Source organism: Flavobacterium sp. YO12 (assembly GCF_004119495.1).
Lineage (GTDB): Bacteria > Bacteroidota > Bacteroidia > Flavobacteriales > Flavobacteriaceae > Flavobacterium.
Map to the genome: position 1 here is coordinate 1 of NZ_NRQU01000031.1, position 18,996 is coordinate 18,996.

Consider the following 18,996-nt stretch of genomic DNA (forward strand, 5'->3'; position numbering starts at 1 on the left):
AAAAATCTAATAAGAAATTCTCTGCGTAAGTATCAGCAAAATCGTTTACAACATATTGATCTTTAAAAGCAACTGACTGTAAAAATGCTGTAGCACTTTTTTTCATGGCGCGCATTACATATTCACGACCTTTTGGATCTGACATTCTAAGCGAAACAGATTGGTGCCCGCCGCCTTCTCGAATAGGTTTTAATCCTCCCATTAAAGTATCAACTGTAGCCGTTTTTACTTCGATTGGCATGCTGTAATATTTTCTGTAATGCTGTCCGAACAAGAATTTATGAAAGATACTTTTTTCAGTCATTTTCGGCGGATAGATCGAAGTCGTTATTTTTGGAGGGAAGTTATTCGGAATATCTGCCGCCCAGTTAATTTCTTTAGCTTTGATTATTTCGCGTTCAAAAAGCAGTTTTTCTTTATTGTTTTCATTTCCATAAAAAGAAACTTTAGCATCACCGCTTTTAAACAAAGTTAAAGTCGCATAACCATTTCCGCCATACGAGAAATCGTAAGGATTTACAGCTCTGGCGGCTTCAGATTTTGATCCAGCTCCGCTGATAATCTGCTGAATATTTTCTTTGCTGATGTATTGCAGATTGTGATCGTGTCCAGAAACGACAATTACATTTTTCTGTTTCTGCAGCAGCGTTTTAATTCTTTTGGCGTAAATAGTATATTGCTTATTTTGAATATCCTGCGGACTTACACCAGATGTTTTTCGAAGTAAATTAATAAAAGATCCAATAATTGGAAGCGGAATTTTATTCTCAAGAGGGAATAATTGCTTTTCCATAGAGAATTGTCCGCCATGGGTTCCATTGCTCAACAAAGGATGGTGAATTGCCAAGACAACTGTTTTTTCTTGATTTTTATTTAAAATACTTTCCAGCTCATCAAAAAAATCTTCTCTTGTTTTTATAGAACAATTGTCATTGATAGTCGGGTGATCGTCCCAGTTTTCTAGAAACCATTCGCTGTCAATTGTTACTAAAGTTGTTGTACTGTCAATTTTTACGCCTTCAATAGGGCATGATTTTCTTGGTAAAAAAGCTTTTTTATCATTTAAATAATTAGTCACAAAATCAGCTTGTCGTTCTAAACCTTTTATGCCGCTGTACCAATCGTGATTGCCGGGAATAAAAATAGTTTTTCCCTTAAATCCTTTAGTCAGTTTTAATTGATTGGTAAGTTTAGTTTCTGCAAGTGCTTTATCATTAGGGTTTTTATCGCTCGGAAAACCTTTTGGGTATATATTGTCTCCTAAAAAAAGCAAAGTTGACTTTTTACTGGCTTTTTTTAATCTTTGATGTAAAAGCTCCAAAGTCTGCTGTGCCTGTTCTTCGTCAGCATTTCCAGCATCTCCAACAAGATAGAATGTTTGGGCAATTTTTATGGTATCAGTTGCGTTTTCTGTTTCATTAGCGCTTACATTTTTTCCATATTGAGGTTTATGCGTAGCACAAGAGCTAATTAATATAAGAGTTGCAATTGCTAATAAATAGTTTTTAATCTTAGCAATGAAATGATTTTCCAAAAACAATTTCATAATTTAGTGGTATAAAAATATTCTTTATGAATCTAATAGATCAATCCGAAGATTTCGTCAGTAATTTACTCAAAGATAAACTTTCTAATTTATATTCTTACCATAATTTTAACCATACATTAACGGTAGTTACTGCGGTTAAAGAACTATGTAAGAAAGAGGAAGTAAGTGATGGCGATAAAGAGGCTCTTATAATTGCGGCTTGGTTTCACGATACAGGTTACATTAATGGTTATGATAATCATGAGAAGGAAAGCGTGAAAATTGCAACTGCTTTTTTGAAAGAAAAAGGACAGTCAGAAGAGTTTATTGCCACTGTTGCCGGTTTGATTTTGGCAACACAGAAAGAATATGTTCCTAAAACGCATTTAGAAAAAATTATTAAAGATGCAGATTATGCTCATCTTATGGGAACGGAATACGTGACCACGTGCGAGCTGCTGCGTTTAGAATTAAAAAATACAGGAAAAATATCGTTCACAAATGCAGAATGGGCAAAAGAGAATTTGAACTTTTTATTGAATAAACACCGTTTTTACACAGATTATGCCTTGCGAAAATGGCAGCCACTTAAAGAGAAAAATTTAGTTCTTGTTCGAAAAAAAATAGATAAACAAGAATTAAAAGCTGCCGAAGCAATAGAGGAGGAGAATAAAAAGAAAGAAAAACTCGAAAAACCAGACCGTGGTATTGACACTTTATTTCGTGTTACTCTTGGAAATCACACACGTTTAAGCGGTATTGCCGATAGTAAAGCGAATATTCTGTTATCTGTTAACGCTATTATTATTTCGATTGCACTTTCGTCTATTATTCCAAAACTGGACAGTCCAAAAAATGCACATTTGGTATTGCCAACATTTATTATGTTGATGTCTAGTGTAGTTACCATTATTTTTGCAATACTTTCTACGCGGCCAAAAGTAACTTCTGGTTTTTTTACTCGTGCCGATGTTGAAGAGAAAAAAGTGAATTTAATGTTCTTTGGGAATTTCTATAAAATGCCTCTTGAAGATTATGACTGGGCAATGAATGAAATGATGAAAGATCGTGATTATTTGTATTCAACAATGATCAAAGATTTATATTACTTAGGATTGGTTTTACAGCGAAAGTACAATTTACTACGTATTGCCTACAATTTTTTCATGGTAGGTATAATTATTACGGTAATTGCGTTTGTAATCGCTTTTAAGTCTATTTAATTTTAGTACGTATTTAGACGCTGATTTTACGGATTCGCTATCGCGAAAACGCTGATAAAATCGGATTTTGGAATAAATTAAAATACTTTTCAATCTGTGTTCATCTGTGTTTTCGCGATAGCGAATCCGCTCGATCTGCGTTCAATATATAATAAAAGAAAAAGCTCAACTAATTAGTTGAGCTCGTCTAATAAATCCTGATAGGTTATTTTTTTTACCTCTGAATTCGAAGTATTGTTAATCACTTTTACTCGAATCGCTCTTAAGCCCGAAACTCCCTGAAGATCTTCGACCTCAAATTGTTCTATTGCAGGTTCAAGAACTTTAGTATGCTGCAAGTATTTTATATATTTTAAATACTCCGCTTCTTCTCCGTTTTGCGAATACACAATCGTTATTTTTTCCTTTTCGGTAATACGTTCGTTAGTTCCTTTAATATTTGCTTTGTCGATTCGTTTTTTAACAACTTCATATCTGGCATTATAAGTTCCATCAACATCAAAACGTTTTTCATCCATTCTAAAACGTATCGAAAGCGGAGAACTAAATACCAAAATCAACGAAGTAACATCTAATTCGTATGGCAATGATTCTTTTAACTGATGATGTGCCAATTCCATTTCGCATAACGTTTGCAGCTGCCACAAACGTAAATTATGAAGATACATTATATCAAACGGTTTTGTTGGTGCAATTGAAGCTCCAATATATAAATTATGTTCAACACCGTCCGTTTTAAAACGCTCGTAATAATGTGGATAAATTTGCTGTGCCTCGATTTGCTTTTTATCTAGAACAGAAGCTAATCTTTTGTTGATAATCGACATCGCATTGTCAAACTTCTTTCTTTCCTGATAAAACATTCCTGTTTTTTCGTCTAGAGTTTCAAAGTACAATTCTTCTAATTTTACATTTTTAGCATTGTCCTTTGTGTTTTTTAATATCGGATGAATTTCTTCTTCGATATAGCGCTGAATATGCTGCTCAGTATCTGCTTTCAAAGGAAATTCTAACTCGTCTCGAAGCGATTCTAACTCAAATTTTCTCTGCTCTAAAAGAACTAAATTAGAGTTGGGTTTTTGATTATTGAAAATTTCTAATAGCGCTGTAAGTTGATTTTGAAGATCTATTTTTACAGTTTCATTTCGATGTTCAGATGAACTTTTAATATCAATTTGTCCGTATAATGGGAATACATTTTTAAACACTATTTCTTTAAAAATATAGTCTTTGGTATGATTTATATTTTGAAAGTAATTTTGAGATTCTTTTTTGAATTTCCAATAAACACTTGGGTGAATTGTTGTATACTCACGCTGAATAATGGCTTCAACCTGATGCTGCATATCGGTATTATAACGATCGATAGTATCTGTTAAATACGGTAAAACTAATTCTAGTTTTGTAGCATTTACGCTGTTTAGTTCTCTTGCATTTTCAGAAACCAATTCGACTACACCCAATAAATGACCATCTTTTATAACCGGAGCAAAAACACAGCTTTGAATTCCTTGTTTTAAAAGATGTTCACCTAGTTTTTTGTTTGAAGAATCTTCGATGAATTTTTTAACATTAGAAATAACAAGCGGTTCTTTTTTGTCTAATAAATTTTCAAAAGAACATCCAAAAAAAGCGTTTTTGCAATCTACTTCCTGATCTGATTTTAATAAAAAACTGGTAAGTTGATTGTCAAACTTTATGGGTCTGATGAATTTTTCTTCTTCAGGATTATAGATTATAAATCCCACTTTTAAATTCGAAATTTTAAAGATGGATTTAAAAATGTTTTCAATTATTTCTGTCGAAGCAACTCTTGTTGTTTCGGGTTTTAATAAATTACTTTTTAAGTTCGAAATCGCGCTTTCAGTCGTTGCATCAAACAAAGAAACAATGCCAAAACCTTTTAGAATCCAGCTTCCTTTAGGGAATTTAGATTTCCATAAATCGATATCATTATAATTATCAATAAGAAGGTCAATATCATCCTGTGTTAGATGTATTGCTTTTTCTGTTGGAGTAATTTCCATAAAATCGGCATTATACAAAATTCTATAATGCTTTTCGATGCCGTTTTCGTCTGGAATATCATAGAAAAAAGGTCTGTTGAAATCGAGATTTTGTTTGTAATAATCGCCTAAAATCAAACAGCAATTGTTGATGTAAAATTGATGTTCATCAAAATCACGAATTTCCATATAAAATTCGTCGCCGGCGTTACGTAAAATTTTCTTGAAACGTTCGGTATAATTGAATGAAACGTTTTGAAAAGGAATCGTAATTGCCTTTATCTCGTTATGTGTAAGTGCAGTTGGAAATAAATCGGCAACTAGATTTTTGATTAAACCTTCGTTGTTTTTAATAATAGAGTAGTCGTGAATTCCGGTTCTAAATTCCGGATATGCTTCAACCTCTTTTAAAATGGCTTTAGCGTAATTAGATCGATAATCAACATCAGATAAAGCAATTTCTTCAAAAGATTCAATCAGCTTATGAAATGAGATTATCGTTTCGAAAGGACTTTCGTTGTGTAAAAGACGATCCATCTGTTTTGGTTTTAATATGCAAAATTAAGCATAAATTAAGAATCTTTTGCATTTTGCGATTTCTTTCGCTTATAGTGCTATCAAGTTTAATTGATGTTTTGAAATAAAAATGTTTTATAGAGGGAAACGTTCAATAAAAAACGGCAGTTACAAATTGCAACTGCCGTTTTTCGTTTTAAGTAAGTAATAGAAAATGAATAACTCTTAGCTTTTTTCTTCTTTATTGAAGTATACTAAGTAGTAATACATTTGTTTTTCTTCATCCCAGCCTTTTTCAACAAATTTCTCTGCACTTTCAGGATTGATAAAATCCATTTTAATCTGAATATGAGTATCTAGATTAATAACGTTTTTAATCGATTTTCTAGCGTCAGAAACGGCTGCATTTGCAATTGGGAATGAGGTTACATCTTCGATGCTGTATTTTTCTCCTTTATCCACTTTATAATTTTTGAATTCAGGAATTAAGTCTGGATTATCAAGTACTTCATTCAAGAAATTTTGTTCTTCAAACTGATCGTTTTTAGCGAAATAATTCACTGATCTGTTCATGAACATAACTTCTTCTTTCTTGTCTTCTGCAGGTAAAACAACATCTTTTGCGAAGTTTTGACAGAATTTTAAGTACTTTTTAGTGATGAAGTTTTCATCTTCAAAAGCATCAACAGATAAAAAGTGCTCTAACCAATAACGTGCATCATAACGGTTGCTGTCTACAGTTAGGATTTTATATCCTTCTTCTTTTTTATAATTAAAAATCAAACATCCTTTGTCAAGTTTACTCAAGTTGATACCTTGTTGTAAAATCATTTCAAGATTGCTGTCTTTTTCTTCAAATTGTAAAAAGTCAGCCTGTAACTCACTTTTAAAAATTCCGATAGCATCAACTACATTATTGTCGATACTTAAGTTGGTTAAGTACGTAACATAAACCTCTCCGTTTTTAATATGCGGATGGTTAGACTGCTCGTATAAATGCTTTGTGATTTTTTTTGAAACTTCCTGAACATTCCCAGGATTATCAAAAATTTCAGAAGCATACTTAAACATATCATTGTAATCCAAATCCACTTCATGCGCAAACTGATAATAGTTTTCTTCCTTTTCTCTAAAAGGTTTAAAGAAATACTCTTTTATCAAAGGCACAATTTCGTCATTTAAATTAAATGGCTGTTCTGATAAAAAAATAGCTTCGTTACGGCTTTTGTTCCCTACGCGGTGTATCGAAAGCGTCTCGATGTGGGTGTTGAATAAGTTGATCATGTATTTATTTAGGTTCAGAGAAGCAAAGATTCAGAGAAGCAAAGGTTAGTTTCTATCTTTTATTTTTCTGATAAAAGAACTTAACATTCGTTCTATTTCTCTGCTTTCTCCATTTACTTTATTGAATTGGTGCTCGGTTATATATTTTAAATTGAATGAAATTTCAAGTTGAGTCTGCATTTCAAACAATGACGAAATTGAGATGTTTAAAAACCTCAAATAATCATTATTTCCATCTCTGCCGTATCCCTCAGCAATATTACTTGGTATTGAAATGGAGCATCTTCTAATTTGTGAAGATAAACCATAAATTTCTTCTTTAGGGAATGAATTTGTTATTTGGTAAATTTCAGTTACCAAATTCATAGATTTTTGCCAGATTAAAAGATCTCTAAAAGTTTTCATTTTTACAATTAAGAATTAAGTGTAAAAATAGTAAAAAACCTACAATTTTAAACTGTAAAGTTTAAAGAGAACCTTTGTGCCTTCGTTGCTCTGTACCTTTGAACCTCAAAAAACTAATTCCAATTCTCCTCAAATCCAAAATCTTCAAAGCTGTCATCGCCTTCAAACATATCTAGATCGTCTTCGTCTAAATCATCTTCAAATTCGCCGTAGATATCGTCGTGCATATCAGCTTCAAAATTTTTCTCGCCAGAATCATCAGGCATTTCTCCATGAGAGAATAAAGTTTCTGGGTAAACAGCTCCAACAGATTGATCTTCAATAGCAGCCAATTCAACTAAGAAAGTCCACATATGAATGAAATCGTAAACATAAATGATTTTGGTATTTTCTTTATCTAAGATAGAAGATAATGGATAATCGCCCATAGTTCTTTGTTCACCAGGAACATCGCCAGTATCAAAAAGCGGAATTTCATCTTCTTGATTCCAAGTTTCATCGCAGGTGTAGAACGAAGCTACTTCCATTCCGTCAAAACCAAAAGCGTTGAAGATTGCATTGTGTAAATCTTCAAGAGTATCTTCTTCAAGAATAGCAATGTCTCTAAAAATATCTTCTTCGGCGTCTAGAATTACTCTAAATTTATAAACCATAATCTTTGTTTTTATTGAGAGGTCAAAGGTAAAATATAAAAAACAAAATACGAATTGTGAATTACGATTTGTTGAAAAGATTTTAAACTATTGTTTTCCTGTGATTTAGTCTGTTTTGTGAATTTGCCGAATTTTCAGAATCATTTATTTTTCAATGATTCCTAAAATTATAGCTGTAAGTTCATGAAAACAGTACAGGAACAGTTGAAGCAATTACTGCTTACCAGTTAATCTCTTTTTGATTTTATGATAATGTTTGTGGTATGTGCTATGGCTTGGATAACTTCTGCTTGATGTCATATTATTAAAAAGCAGAGCAGTCAAAAGTAAAATAAGAGTTCCAACAAGAACCGGCGAAATCACATAAAAATATCCCAAAGCTTTAATTTTATCTGAACCAATAATAGCAATCAAAGCTGTTGCACCTCCGGGTGGATGCAGGGTTTTAGTAATCTGCATAAAAATTATCGCAAGTGAAACTGCCAAAGGTGCTGCAATCCAGATAATATCCGGTGCTAGTTTATGAACTGTAACGCCTATGAAAGCCGAAATTACGTGCCCGCCAACTAAGTTTCTAGGCTGCGAAAATGGACTTTGAATAATTCCGTAAACCAAAACGCTTGAGGCTCCAAAAGAACCAATTAAATAAACAGCATCATTTCCTGTAAAATGTATAGATTGTACATAAGCTAAAATACCAATACCAACAAATGATCCGAGAAACGACCAAAAATGTTCTTTATAGTCAATTAAAGTTTCTTTATAAAGAATATAACGAGTTTTGCGATAGCTTCTTTTAATTCTAGGAGTGGGCATAATTATTTAATATTTGTGTATTTTAGAGCGAATGGGTTAAAGATTAATATTTAAATCTGTAAGATTTGTGAGTTGGTTTCGGAACTGTTATTTTGTTAAACTTGGAGCATATGTATAAACGGTATGCGGATAAATCATTTTTGCGGTGTATTTAGAAATTAAACATACTACAAGAATTGGTAAAAACAACGTGTAATCGTTTGTTAAACCGCATACTAAAAATATTGCTGTAAAAGGGGCATGAATGCTTGCGCTTAATACCGCAGCCATACCAATAATCATAAAGTTTACTGGAATTACATGCAGATTGAAAAAGGTGTTTAAAACTGATGCAAGCAATAATCCTAAAAAGGCACCAATAAAAAGACTTGGCGCAAAAACACCGCCATCACCGCCAGAAGCTAATGTAATCGAGGTAACGATCGGTTTTAGAATTAAAACACCAATAAAGGTAAAAGCTAATGTCAGGGTTAAAGGGATTTCTGCCGAATTTCCAAAAATACCTTTTATTGCATGATAGCCTTCTCCGTACAATTGAGGGAAAGCAAATAATGAGATGCTTAAAACTACAGAACCGATAAGGATTTTATAATAATGCGTATCTATTTTTCCAAATTGAGATTTAAAAAACAATACACATCGTGTTAAATACACAGAATTCATTCCAGCTAAAATTCCTAAAAGAATAAAATACGGAATTGCTTTTAGATGCCAAGTTGTAATAGAAACGGCAAATAAAGGTTCTTCTTTTAAAATCGAAAGCAAACCGAATGCAATAGAAACGGCAATTACATTTGAAATAATAAATGCACGAGTTACTTTTCTTGAAATAACTTCAAAAGCGAACAGAATTCCTGCTATTGGACTACTGAAAAGAGCAGTAACACCAGCAGCAACACCCGCACAAATTAATTCGGTTTTGTATTGACGGAAGACATTTTCTTTTTCATGAGCAACAGATCCAATGGTTGCAGTAGCTACAACTGTAGAAACCTCTATTCCTGTTGATCCGCCAAAAATAACTGTGATTAAACCATTTATAAAATGCGATGGGATTTTATAAGAAGGAAGATTTTTTTTTGTTTTTGTACTTTCAAAAACCTCTTTGATTCCTTTGTTTTCTTTTTTCTTAAAGAGATATTGTCTCAGGAAATAAATTACAGACAATCCGAAAACTGGAAAAATAATATAGAATATTGGATGAACCGATACTTCATGAAAGAAGATTTCCTCGTAATATTCAGTGATTTTTTTAAGTGAAATTCCCAAAAAGGCTGATAAAAAGCCAATTAAAACAGATACAATAACTAATTTTCGGAATTTGATAAATTGATGATTTTTTTTGATTTTCGCCGTTTTGTTCATCAGAAGTAAGTCGCAGCTTTTTTATGCGGATTACAAAATTAAGCATCAAAATCGGTTTTTAATAGAAAATCTTCAATATAGTGTGTTAAAATGTATATAAACAAGAAAATTCTTTCAGTGTGTTTTTCTTTGTATATCGGTTATTTAGGGGCAAAGGTACAAAGTAGCAAAGGTTCAAAGATTCTTATTTCAAGCCGTTCTATAAAATAAAAAAAATAAGAAAAATCTTTGTTCCTTTGAGCCTCTGTACCTTTGAACCTTAGTTTCTATCTTTCATAAAACTCAATTGGCAATAAATCAGGATCAGCAATAAATGTAAAACGTTTTTCGGTCGTTTCATCTATTCTGATAGGTTCCGCTTCTATATTTTTTGAAGTTAAAAAAGCGATAGTTTCTTCTAAATTAATTACTTCAAATGCCAAGTGTCGTAAACCAACTGCTTCAGGTCTCGATGGACGCTGCGGCGGATTTGGAAAAGAGAATAGTTCTACTACATAACTGCCATTTAATGCCAAATCAAGTTTGTACGATTGGCGTTCCTCACGATAGATTTCTCTAATAATGGTAAGTCCTAAAACTTCTGTATAAAAAGTTTTAGATTTTTGATAATCCGAGCATAAAATGGCAATATGATGGATTTTGTTTAAGGTAAGCATTAGTTTTTTTGTTGAGGTTCTTGATTTAATTTTCGAATTACTTTAGCAGGATTTCCAACGGCAAGTGAATTATCAGGAATATCTTTTGCTACAACAGATCCCGCTCCAATAACACAGCCTTTGCCAATTGTTACGCCAGGACAAATAACGGAGTTTCCGCCAATCCAGCAATCATCGCCAATTGTAATTGGTTCTGCGTTTTCTAAAGATTTTCTCAATTCAGCATCAAGCGGATGCGTTGCGGTGTAGATTTGAACATTTGGTGCAAAAAAAACATTTGATCCAATATTTACTGGACAACTATCAAGAACAACACAGTTAACATTAAAATAAACATTATCGCCACAAGTTATATTGTATCCATAATCGCAATGAAAAGGAGGTTCGATATAAAAATTGCTGCCAGAATTAGGGATTAATTCTTTTAAAATTTCTTTTGCTTTTTTGGTCAAGCGGTATTCTTTTACATTTAATGTATGCAATAATATTTTTGCTTTTCGGCGGTCTTTTACTAAAACAGGATCTCCTGGTAAGTAATATTCTCCCGCAATCATTTTTTCTTTTTCTGTTTTCATATAAAGAGATTACATTTTTGTCTTGGCAATTTTTTCGTGAATTTTTACCGTTTCCTGCAAAGCCGCACTCGAATACCACGGTGTTAATTCGGCTTCAAGCAAATTGGCTTTTATGGCAGGATCTGTTGCAACAAGAGCTTTTGCTTCGTCAACAGTTTCTACATTAAAAATATATATACCGCGATAATTTCGATCGTTTTTCATAAAAGGACCAGCAACAGCCAGTTTTCCTTCTTTGGCTAGTTTATTGATATTTGCCATATGACCTTCAAAAAGTTTTTTAGTTTCTTCTTTTGAAGCTGTTTTGTTTGTTCCAGATTTCAATAAACAGAAAACATATTTTTTCATTCCATATTCATCTGCATTCAACGATTTAGCTAAATTTTCATCAAATTTAACTTCCGTTTCCTGAGCGAATCCAATTGCATTTATTAACAAGAAAGCGAATAAAAAGAAAGAGTTTTTCATAACACTATTTTTAAAGAAGTTTTTTCAAAATAACAATCTGCCCTAAATGATAAACATCGTGCTGAATTATGCCGTGTATATGTTCGTAGAACGTGTGATTGTTCGCCGCATATATTTTTGCCAGATCAGCATCGTCAAAATCCTCAAAAAATGAATTCCATGATTCTTGTGATTTAGCCAAATTTTGAAGTGATTGTTCCCAAGCGGCTTCAGACGGATCTAAAACGGGAACAAAATAATTATGATCTGGCGTTACGACCGTTTCTCCCTGAACACGTTCTAAAATGTTTCTTCTCCATTGTATCAGGTGATTTACAATTTCCCAAATCGTGTTTAAATTAGGATTTGCTTTTTTATAAGCCTGTTCAGCACTTACATTTTCTAAAGTATGTGCTAAAGTAACCTCCAGCCATGGATTTCCATTATAAATGGATTGATATAGATTTGAAATTCTCTTGCTTTCTGACATAATTGATAGTTTTGCAATTCAAAGCTAATATACAAATAAAGTAAATTACAACTCAGTCATAAATTTCTACAGTTCAGTTATTATATATTTTTTAACGCTGAATGTTAAAATACATTTGCTTCAACAAAAACCAATGTTATGAAAACCAAGTTATTTTTTACAATTACTTTTTTACTTTTTACCGTTTTTATTTTTGCTCAAAATACGATTTCTGGAAAAGTGCTTGACCAAAAAGGAAGACCAGTTCAAGGCGCTAATATTTACCTAGACGGAACATATGACGGAGCAACTAGCTCTGCAACGGGTGAGTTTTCTTTTGAAACAAGTGCGACTGGAAATCAATTTCTTGTAGTGAGTTTTTTGCTTTTTGAAACCTATAAAAAAGAAATTGATGTTACTAATTATAAAGAGCAAACGGTTAAACTTAGAGAAAATATAAATACACTTGATGCCGTTGTAATCACAGCAGGAACTTTAGAATCTGGAGATAAAGCAAGAGTTTCGGTTTTAAAGCCTTTAGATATTGTAACAACGGCGGGTTCAGCTGGAAATATTATTGCTGCTTTGCAAACTTTACCAGGAACACAATCTGTGGGTGAAGACGGGCGTTTGTTTGTTCGTGGTGGAGAAGCAAACGAAACACAGACTTTTGTAGATGGAATTAGGGTTGCACAGCCTTATGGCGCAACGACAAATAATTTGCCAACTCGAAGCCGATTTTCTCCTTTTTTGTTTAGCGGAATCTCTTTTTCGACTGGAGGTTATTCTGCAGAATATGGTGAAGCATTATCAAGTGTTTTACTTTTAAATACACAGGATGAAGTAGATCATAATAAAACAGATATTGGTTTAATGACTGTAGGTCTGAGTTTAGGACATACTCAAAAAATGAAAAAGAGTTCGTTGAGTGTAAACATGGCTTACATAAACTTAGCTCCATATCAGGCGGTAATTCCTCAAAATGTAGATTGGAATAATCCGTATCAGTCTCTTGGAGGTGAAACGGTTTACAGATATAATTTTACAAACGGAATCTTTAAACTTTATGCTGCTTTTGATTCAGAGAAATTTGATTTGAATCAGAAAAATATCAATTTCGAGAATCCTATTAGAACAGATTTGAATAACAATAATTTTTATTTGAATTCTTCTTACAAAGGAACTTTTGGAACTGGATGGCAGCTAACTACAGGAATTAGTTACGGATACAGTAAAAACAAAACAAAATATGATATAAATGATATTGATGCAGATGAAAATGCGGCACAATTGAAATTGAAGTTTGGTAAAAAAGTTTCGAATTATTTTAAAGTATCTTTTGGAGCGGATTATTTCATTACAAAATTCGATGAAAATTTTAATGACAATATTTCAATCGATGTTACAAACGGATATGATTCAAACATTTTTGCTGCTTATACAGAAGGAGATATTTTATTTTCTAAAAGGTTAGCAATGAAAGTTGGTTTAAGATATTCAAACAACAGTTTATTAAATGAAAATAATATTGCGCCAAGAGCTTCAATTGCCTACAAGTTTTCAAAAACCAGCCAGCTTTCATTTGCTTACGGAGATTTTTCGCAAACACCAGTTGTAGATTATATTAAATATTCAAAATACCATCAGTTTGAAAGCGAAAAAGCAAGTCATTATATTTTGAATTATCAATTTACAAAACCGGGACAGATTTTTAGAGCAGATCTTTATTATAAAGATTATAGAAATTTAGTTCAATACGATACAAAAGATATTAGATACAATTCAGTATTCAATAATAACGGTTCAGGTTATGCAAAAGGTTTAGAATTATATTGGAGAGACAGTAATTTGTACAAAAACTTAGAATATTGGATTTCTTATTCTTATATCGATTCTGAGCGACAATACAAGAATTATCCAACAATGGCTAGGCCAAGTTTTATTGCAAATCATACTTTATCTGTAGTAACAAAATATTTTATTACAGATTGGAAATCACAAATAGGTTTTACAAACAACTACAGTTCAGGACGCCCTTATAATGACCCGAATCAGACACAATTTATGAGCGGAAAGACAAAGTCATACAATAGTTTGAGTTTCAACTGGGCTTATATATTAACAACACAAAAAATCCTTTATTTCTCCGTTTCGAACGTTTTAGGAACACAGAATGTTTTTGGATATGATTATGCAAAATTACCAGATCCAAACGGAGTATATCAAAGACAAGCCGTAGTACCAACCGCAGATCGATTTTTCTTTTTAGGTTTCTTTTGGACGATTAGCCAAAATAAAAATGAGAATCAGTTGAAGAACTTATAATTTGAGGTTCAGAGTTACAAAGGATCAAAGGTTCAGAGTCTTCTAAAATGTAAAAAACCGTTGTTGCTTTGAGTTCAAAAAAGGAAAAACTTTGCCCCTTTGCTGCTATGAACCTTTGAACCTCAAGAAAGAAACAATTCAGCAGCAAAAATCAACAACTCAGTATCATTTAATTTTAAAAGAGCAAAATCCAACATACTTTTGAAGTGTAAATTAAAAGGAACAAAGAAGTAAAGCGACAAAGGTTCAACGTTTTTAAAATATCATAATGAGAAAATCAAACCTTTGAGCCTTTGCAACTCTGAAGCTTTGAACCTAAAAAAAAGAGTTTTAATCATCAACAAAAATTTAGAACCGTATTAACTAAAAAAAAGAAATCATGACCAAGATTATTACGATTATCACATTATTTATCTGCAGCTTATTATCTGCGCAAACACAGTTTGAACAAGGAATGACAAAAGCTTTCGGGCTTTGGAAAGAAGGAAAAAATGCTGATGCTTCGGCATTGTTTGAAAGAATTGCAGCGGCCGAAAAAAATAGTTATCTGCCAAATTATTATGTCGCTTTAATCAACACGACATCGGCTTTTAGCGAAAAAGATAAAACTAAAATAGATTTATTGTTAACAAAAGCGCAAGATGCTGTTGATGCTGAAATGTTAAAAGATCTAAACAATTCAGAGTTGTACGTAATGCAAGCATTAATATACACAGCTTATGTAGCGTCTGATCCAATGACAAACGGAATGAAATATTCAGCTAAAGTGATGGAAGCTTATGCAACTGCTAAAGCATTAGATCCAAATAATCCGAGAGCTGTTTTTGGCGAAGCTGATTATCAGTTGGGAGGAGCAAAATGGACAGGGGTTGATACAAAACCACTTTGCGAACAAGTTAACAGATCTATCGAACTTTTTGGTACTTTTAAGCCTGAAACGCCTTTTTCTCCTAAATGGGGTTTAGAAAGAGCGTTGGAAATTCAAAAAACGTGTAAATAAAAAATAGTAATAAATTAAGTTAATTATAATGAAAGACCATAGAAATGCATTTGCTGATTTGAAAAGTGGAACCATAGTGTGTTTCAAGATTTCTATGATCTTTACAGTAATATTCTGCGCTCTTTTAGGTACTGATTTAAATCTAAAAAATGTTGTACTAACATTTCTTTTAAGCTGTCTTTATTCGTTTGGACTTGGTTTTGGAAATGGGTTTATCAGTGTTCTCTTAGATCGAAAATGGGATTGGCTGGAACAGACTAATTTAAGAGTATATTACGGAATTTTAGTAACTGTTTTATATACAGTTCCCGCAGTGTTAGGAATTAATTATATCATTTTTGTTGTCGTTCAGAAGCTTCCTATAGATCAGTTTTTTGGCAATAGAATGATTTGGAATCACGTTTTTTATATTGTTTTATCATTTGGAGTTTCTACTTTCATGCAAGCCAGAAGTTTTATGGTAAAATGGAAACAAGCTTCTAAAATTGAAATAACGCAGCAAAAAATTATTGCAGGAACGGCAAATGCACAATTTGAGAGTTTAAAAAATCAGATTGATCCGCATTTTCTGTTCAACAGTTTAAATGTTTTAAGTTCCTTGATCGAAGAAAATCCTGATAACGCACAGCGTTTTACGACTTCTTTATCAAAAATTTACCGCTATGTTTTAGAGCAGAAAGATAAAGAATTGGTTTCTGTAGAAGATGAATTATCATTTGCAAAAACCTATATGAATCTGTTGAAAATGCGTTTTGAGAATAGTTTATTTTACGAATTGCCAGCCGAGAACATAAATCCTGACGCAAAGGTAGTTCCGCTTTCACTACAGCTTTTGCTTGAAAATACAGTAAAACATAATGTTGTAAGTGAGCAAAAACCACTTCATATTCGAATTTTTATTGATGGAGATTACTTAGCAATTCAAAATGATCTTCAGAAAAAAGAAGTTCTTCAGGACAGGCAAGGAGTTGGATTACAGAATATTGTAAATCGATATGCAATCGTGACCAACAGAAATGTGATGATCGAACAAGATGAGAAAAATTTCACGGTTAAGATTCCAATTTTAACAAAACAAATTAATGTTATGGAAACAAATGCAGATTATAACGATGAAACTAAAGCTTATTTTAGAGCTAAAAAAAGAGTAGAAGAATTAAAAGGGTTTTATGGAAATGTAATTTCATATTGCTGTGTAATTCCAATATTAGCTTTTGTTAATTTAAGATATTCACCAGGATTTCAATGGTTTTGGTTTTCAGCTTTAGGCTGGGGATTTGGAGTTGTAATGCATGCTTTTAAAGTATATGGTTACAGCACAGGTTGGGAGGAAAGAAAGATTAGAGAGATTTTAGAGAAAGAAAAAAACAAGCAAACTTGGAAATAATCATGAAGCCAAATTATACAGAAGCGGAACGCTATTACCAGGCTCAGAAAAAAGTAAAAGAAATTAGAGGATTTTATGAGCATTTGGCAGTTTTTATTTTCGTAACCATAGTTTTAGTTGTTATCAACCTTGTGACTTCACCAGAATATTTATGGTTCATTTGGTGTATTGGAGGCTGGGGGATAGGAGTGGTTTTTCATGGATTGAAAGTTTTTGGATACTCGCCGTTTTTTAATAAAGAATGGGAAGAACGAAAGATTCAAGAAATTTTAGAAAAAGATAAAAATCAAAAAACTTCAAACTAAAGATGAAAACGAATTATAATAGTGATCAGGAAGAATATGAATTACAGCAGTTAGCCAGCAAAAAGGTTGTAAAGCTTAAATCATTTTATATTCATTCAATTTTTTACATTATAGCGCTGGTACTTTTTGTTTTAAAAGAGTATTATAAATTGCCTTTGGATGTGTTTCCTGCTAAATTTTTAAATGGAGTTGTAATGATTCTTTGGTCAACCGTATTTTTTGGTTCGGCGATTGATTTATTTGTCTCTGCTAAAATTTTTGGAGATAAATGGGAGAAACGTAAAATGGAAAGTATTTTAGAAAAAAGAGAAAAAAAACAAAAATGGGAGTAATCATGGAAATGAAATATAGTGAAGAGGATAAATATTTTTTGGCTAAAAAGAAAGTCGGAGATATTAAAGGGTTTTATGGAAACTTGGCATCTTATGTATTTGTAAATGCAATTTTGATTTTCGTTAATTTGTACACATCACCGGAATATTTATGGTTTTTTTGGCCTTTGTTGTGGTGGGGAATTGGAGTAGTTTTTCATGGATTAAGGGTTTTTGAAGTATTTCCAGCTTTAGGAAAAGACTGGGAAGAAAGAAAAATCAAAGAGTTTATGGAAAAGGAAAAATGGAATAAAAGTAAATGGCAATAATTTTTAAATCAAAATAAAATGGGACGATTTAGAAGACGTATGTATGAAGAATACGGAGATGAATTTAGTACAGATGAAAACTTTAATGCTGCCTATAGAAAGGTAAGAAGAATAAAAGGATTTTATTCGCATCTTAAGGTTTACATTATAGTAAATATTATTATCATTATTTCAAATTTGAATAATGGTTTTATAGGCAATCGTATCGAAATTAGAGGCTTTCGAGATTGGGAAGTTTATTCAACTGCATTTTATTGGGGGATAGCTTTAGCCATTCATGCTTTTACTGTTTTTGGCCCGGATATTTTTTTTAATAAAGATTGGGAAGATAGAAAAATCCAAAAATATATGGAAAAAGAAGCTCAGAATAAGAAAAAATGGGAGTAATTTTAACTTGTATATTTTAAACCTTGTATTGTATTAAATGACCACATTAATTATAGAAGACGAAAAACCAGCTGCACGTTTATTGCAGCGAAAACTTGAAAAATTAGATATAACTGTAAAAACAATGCTGCATTCTGTAGAAGAATCAATTCATTGGTTTACAAATAATGAACATCCAGATTTGATTTTTCTGGATATTCAGTTATCAGATGGTTTATCGTTTGAGATTTTTGAAAAAATAAATATTCAAAGCGCCATAATTTTTACCACCGCTTATGATGAGTATGCTTTGAAAGCTTTTAAACTAAATAGTATTGATTATCTTTTGAAACCAATTGATGAAGATGATCTAGAGGCCGCAGTAGTAAAGTATAAAGCACGAATGCCTAAAGCTGATGAAGGAAATCATAATCTGCAGCTAGACTTTGAGCAGATACGTCAAATGCTGTCAAATCCTTTTGAAAAGAGTTTCAAAAAGAGATTTACCGTTAAAATAGGACAACACTTAAAAGTAATAATGACAGAAGAAATTGAATGTTTTTTTAGCGAAAATAAAGGAACCTATATACATACTTTTGATAATCGAAACTACTTAATCGATTCGACTTTAGAAATTTTAGAACAGGAACTAGATAAAAAGGATTTCTTTCGCGTAAGCAGAAAATTTATTGTACCGCTGCAGGCAATTAAAGAAATTCAGGTATATACAAATTCTCGTTTGAAAGTTATTTTACCAACTTACAAAGAAGATGAGGTAATAGTAAGCCGAGAAAAAGTGCAGGATTTTAAAAGCTGGCTGGGGTAATAGATTTAAATTTTATCAAATGTTCCACCAGAACGTATGTGTTTATGATTAACATATCTGACGGATTGAAATCCGTCTCTACAATATAGATTGTTCCTTCGGAACTTTTCGTGACGTATGATTATTCCATATAAAGTGCCGTAGGCTGGATTCATTTTGCAGGGTCGGATTTTAATCCGGTTTAACGAAACATAAATTTTCAAA

At 32.2% G+C, this 18,996-nt stretch carries 20 protein-coding genes; 9 read left to right on the forward strand and 11 right to left on the reverse strand.

Annotated elements, in window-relative coordinates:
• Positions 1-1,546, reverse strand: a 1,546-nt coding sequence (locus BOW55_RS11635; protein ID WP_206733606.1) for a metallophosphoesterase, incomplete at its 3' end; no start/stop codon positions are given.
• Positions 1,547-1,572: 26 nt separating this feature from the next.
• Here BOW55_RS11635 and BOW55_RS11640 point away from each other — a divergent pair.
• Positions 1,573-2,751 carry a Pycsar system effector family protein gene (locus BOW55_RS11640; RefSeq protein ID WP_129024255.1) on the forward strand — a complete coding sequence of 393 codons (1,179 nt, stop codon included), beginning with the start codon at positions 1,573-1,575 and terminating at the stop codon, positions 2,749-2,751.
• 173 nt (positions 2,752-2,924) lie between these two features.
• On the opposite strand, the gene BOW55_RS11645 is transcribed toward BOW55_RS11640, so the two are convergent.
• The 10 genes from BOW55_RS11645 to BOW55_RS11690 all read right to left on the reverse strand — a co-directional run bounded on the left by BOW55_RS11645 (position 2,925) and on the right by BOW55_RS11690 (position 11,964).
• Positions 2,925-5,294, reverse strand: coding sequence for a GAF domain-containing protein (locus BOW55_RS11645; protein ID WP_129024256.1), 2,370 nt, complete (start codon positions 5,292-5,294; stop codon positions 2,925-2,927).
• A 204-nt stretch (positions 5,295-5,498) separates the two neighbouring features.
• On the reverse strand, positions 5,499-6,557 hold the full coding sequence (locus BOW55_RS11650; RefSeq protein ID WP_089052970.1) for a nucleoid-associated protein: 1,059 nt from the start codon (positions 6,555-6,557) through the stop codon (positions 5,499-5,501).
• A 45-nt stretch (positions 6,558-6,602) separates the two neighbouring features.
• Complete coding sequence (locus tag BOW55_RS11655; protein ID WP_089052971.1) at positions 6,603-6,962, reverse strand: four helix bundle protein; 360 nt, start codon at positions 6,960-6,962, stop codon at positions 6,603-6,605.
• A 113-nt stretch (positions 6,963-7,075) separates the two neighbouring features.
• The gene (locus BOW55_RS11660; RefSeq protein WP_089052972.1) at positions 7,076-7,615 is read right to left on the reverse strand and encodes a hypothetical protein; all 540 of its coding nucleotides are present in this window, start codon (positions 7,613-7,615) and stop codon (positions 7,076-7,078) included.
• A gap of 213 nt (positions 7,616-7,828) precedes the next feature.
• Entirely contained in the window at positions 7,829-8,431 is a 603-nt protein-coding gene (locus BOW55_RS11665) for an HPP family protein (protein WP_129024257.1), read from the reverse strand.
• Positions 8,432-8,518: 87 nt separating this feature from the next.
• Complete coding sequence (locus BOW55_RS11670; protein WP_129024258.1) at positions 8,519-9,796, reverse strand: chloride channel protein; 1,278 nt, start codon at positions 9,794-9,796, stop codon at positions 8,519-8,521.
• 266 nt (positions 9,797-10,062) lie between these two features.
• The gene (locus BOW55_RS11675) at positions 10,063-10,452 is read right to left on the reverse strand and encodes a VOC family protein (protein WP_129024259.1); all 390 of its coding nucleotides are present in this window, start codon (positions 10,450-10,452) and stop codon (positions 10,063-10,065) included.
• The gene (locus BOW55_RS11680; RefSeq protein WP_089052976.1) at positions 10,452-11,027 is read right to left on the reverse strand and encodes a sugar O-acetyltransferase; all 576 of its coding nucleotides are present in this window, start codon (positions 11,025-11,027) and stop codon (positions 10,452-10,454) included. Before BOW55_RS11680 ends, BOW55_RS11675 begins: the two co-directional genes overlap by 1 nt.
• Positions 11,028-11,036: 9 nt before the next feature.
• Entirely contained in the window at positions 11,037-11,495 is a 459-nt protein-coding gene (locus tag BOW55_RS11685; RefSeq protein ID WP_129024260.1) for a YciI family protein, read from the reverse strand.
• Between the two features lie 10 nt (positions 11,496-11,505).
• On the reverse strand, positions 11,506-11,964 hold the full coding sequence (locus BOW55_RS11690; protein WP_129024261.1) for a DinB family protein: 459 nt from the start codon (positions 11,962-11,964) through the stop codon (positions 11,506-11,508).
• Positions 11,965-12,102: 138 nt separating this feature from the next.
• Between BOW55_RS11690 and BOW55_RS11695 the strand changes: the two genes are divergently transcribed.
• From BOW55_RS11695 to BOW55_RS11730, 8 genes are all read left to right on the forward strand, one after another.
• Positions 12,103-14,268 carry a TonB-dependent receptor gene (locus tag BOW55_RS11695; protein WP_129024262.1) on the forward strand — a complete coding sequence of 722 codons (2,166 nt, stop codon included), beginning with the start codon at positions 12,103-12,105 and terminating at the stop codon, positions 14,266-14,268.
• Positions 14,269-14,647: 379 nt separating this feature from the next.
• Positions 14,648-15,268, forward strand: coding sequence for a hypothetical protein (locus tag BOW55_RS11700; protein ID WP_129024263.1), 621 nt, complete (start codon positions 14,648-14,650; stop codon positions 15,266-15,268).
• A 28-nt stretch (positions 15,269-15,296) separates the two neighbouring features.
• Positions 15,297-16,655: a histidine kinase gene (locus BOW55_RS11705; protein WP_129024264.1), complete on the forward strand. Its 1,359-nt coding sequence runs from the start codon at positions 15,297-15,299 to the stop codon at positions 16,653-16,655.
• Positions 16,656-16,657: 2 nt separating this feature from the next.
• Complete coding sequence (locus BOW55_RS11710) at positions 16,658-16,960, forward strand: 2TM domain-containing protein (protein WP_129024265.1); 303 nt, start codon at positions 16,658-16,660, stop codon at positions 16,958-16,960.
• A gap of 2 nt (positions 16,961-16,962) precedes the next feature.
• Entirely contained in the window at positions 16,963-17,292 is a 330-nt protein-coding gene (locus BOW55_RS11715; protein WP_129024266.1) for a 2TM domain-containing protein, read from the forward strand.
• A 2-nt stretch (positions 17,293-17,294) separates the two neighbouring features.
• Positions 17,295-17,600: a 2TM domain-containing protein gene (locus BOW55_RS11720; protein ID WP_241686543.1), complete on the forward strand. Its 306-nt coding sequence runs from the start codon at positions 17,295-17,297 to the stop codon at positions 17,598-17,600.
• An 18-nt stretch (positions 17,601-17,618) separates the two neighbouring features.
• Entirely contained in the window at positions 17,619-17,987 is a 369-nt protein-coding gene (locus tag BOW55_RS11725) for a 2TM domain-containing protein (protein ID WP_089052985.1), read from the forward strand.
• Positions 17,988-18,024: 37 nt separating this feature from the next.
• On the forward strand, positions 18,025-18,792 hold the full coding sequence (locus tag BOW55_RS11730) for a LytTR family DNA-binding domain-containing protein (protein WP_129024268.1): 768 nt from the start codon (positions 18,025-18,027) through the stop codon (positions 18,790-18,792).
• Positions 18,793-18,996 lie beyond the last annotated feature (204 nt).